The organism is Bartonella vinsonii subsp. berkhoffii ATCC 51672 (genome assembly GCF_902825225.1).
Classification (GTDB): domain Bacteria; phylum Pseudomonadota; class Alphaproteobacteria; order Rhizobiales; family Rhizobiaceae; genus Bartonella; species Bartonella berkhoffii.
Genome location: NZ_CADEAK010000224.1, coordinates 1 through 416 on the forward strand (window position 1 = coordinate 1; position 416 = coordinate 416).

A 416-nucleotide genomic window follows, 5' to 3' on the forward strand; every position below is an offset into this window, starting at 1 on the left:
ATGCTATAGAGGCTGGAACTTTGCTGAAAAATATTGAGACGACAGTCAGTACTATATCTTTTGGGGATATGGGAACTTATGGAAGCCTTTCTCTCCATCCTCTCAATGTTGAGCAGAGCAAACAGAGCACATTTGATAGATGGTCCGTTTCTGCTTATGGAAGTTTGCAGGATGATACGGGTTTTTATGTGGATGGGATGCTCTCTCATGGCCTCTTTAAAGGTGATGTTTTCACTCTTGCACGAGACAAGGTGTGAAGCTTTAAGGTAAAACAGTCGAATGCTCCATTGACCAGTGGTCGAAGTTTTGCAATCGGGCATAATGGTTTCTTTTTTGATCCACAGTTTCAGTTTATTTATCAGCGTCTTTAGTTTGATCATGGGCGTGATGGTGATGATCTTGACGTTGATATGGGG

At 42.1% G+C, this 416-nt stretch carries 1 protein-coding gene; it reads left to right on the forward strand.

From position 1 onward, the window contains the following. The coding region (locus J7R10_RS09030) for an autotransporter outer membrane beta-barrel domain-containing protein (protein ID WP_246787434.1) at positions 1-257 on the forward strand (257 nt) is incomplete at its 5' end. Between the last annotated feature and the right edge of the window lie 159 nt (positions 258-416).